The organism is Tritonibacter horizontis (assembly GCF_001518015.1).
Classification (GTDB): domain Bacteria; phylum Pseudomonadota; class Alphaproteobacteria; order Rhodobacterales; family Rhodobacteraceae; genus Epibacterium; species Epibacterium horizontis.
Genome location: NZ_LPUY01000034.1, coordinates 1 through 812, shown reverse-complemented (window position 1 = coordinate 812; position 812 = coordinate 1). Strand labels below are relative to the sequence as shown.

The window sequence follows — 812 nt, the reverse complement described above, 5'->3', positions numbered from 1 at the left end:
CCAAGGCCAATGAAGAAAGACACCACGCCGGAGATCGTCTTGAACTCGCGGATCTTGATATCGTTGTAGGTCGTCCGCGTGCGGGCGGTGACGAGGAGCTTTTCCACGCCATCATCAGAGACAACGCGCATGATCCAGACCCCGTAATAGCTGGGGCCTTTCTTATGTGCAGACTCCTGGCACAGGATTTCAGCGCTATAGCCGCTTTCCACGAGTTCGCGGAAACGTGCTTCCGTAACCACATTTGGTGCTTCGATGTCCCAGTTCATGGCCCGGCTCACGCTTTCTCCAATGGCGCGACCCCAGGCATTCCCACTTGAAGCCCAGAGTTACGATAGTGTATTATCAACCGCAAGATGTAATATCGTGCTTTGGCTGTAGTTTGGTCACGCAGACACTAGTCACGGCCAGTGTCAGCGATCAAGGGGATAACAGGTTTGAGAAACCCAAGGTTGAAACACCTGATCTCGTTGCAAGCTATGGCCTTTCTGATCAGCGTTCCCGGGCCGGTTTTGGCGGAATCCTGCTTCGCGCCGCCCCGCCCCTTCCTGCCAAGTGATTCGCAGGCCGCGCGTGACTATGCGGATATCATCCGCGGCGATTTCGAAGACTACATTCAGGATATCCAGAGCTACTTCCGGTGCCTCGAGGGCGAACGCGCCCGCGCGTTCGAGGAAGCGAGGGAGGTCAGTGAGGACTACGGCCGATTTCTGCAATTGGTAGGGGATTAATGGGCAGCCTCGGGAGCATCAGACTTGCAGCCCATGGAAACCAGACGCCGAAAACACCCTCAAATATCTACTTTTTAGATA

2 protein-coding genes are annotated in these 812 nt (G+C 55.0%); one reads left to right on the top strand and one right to left on the bottom strand.

Annotation, left to right across the window (positions count from 1 at the left end; genetic code table 11):
• The coding region (locus TRIHO_RS05495) for a hypothetical protein (RefSeq protein WP_068241073.1) at positions 1–269 on the bottom strand (269 nt) is incomplete at its 3' end.
• A 210-nt stretch (positions 270–479) separates the two neighbouring features.
• On the opposite strand from TRIHO_RS05495, the gene TRIHO_RS05490 reads away from it, so the two are divergent.
• On the top strand, positions 480–731 hold the full coding sequence (locus TRIHO_RS05490) for a hypothetical protein (RefSeq protein WP_068241071.1): 252 nt from the start codon (positions 480–482) through the stop codon (positions 729–731).
• Positions 732–812: the final 81 nt, after the last annotated feature.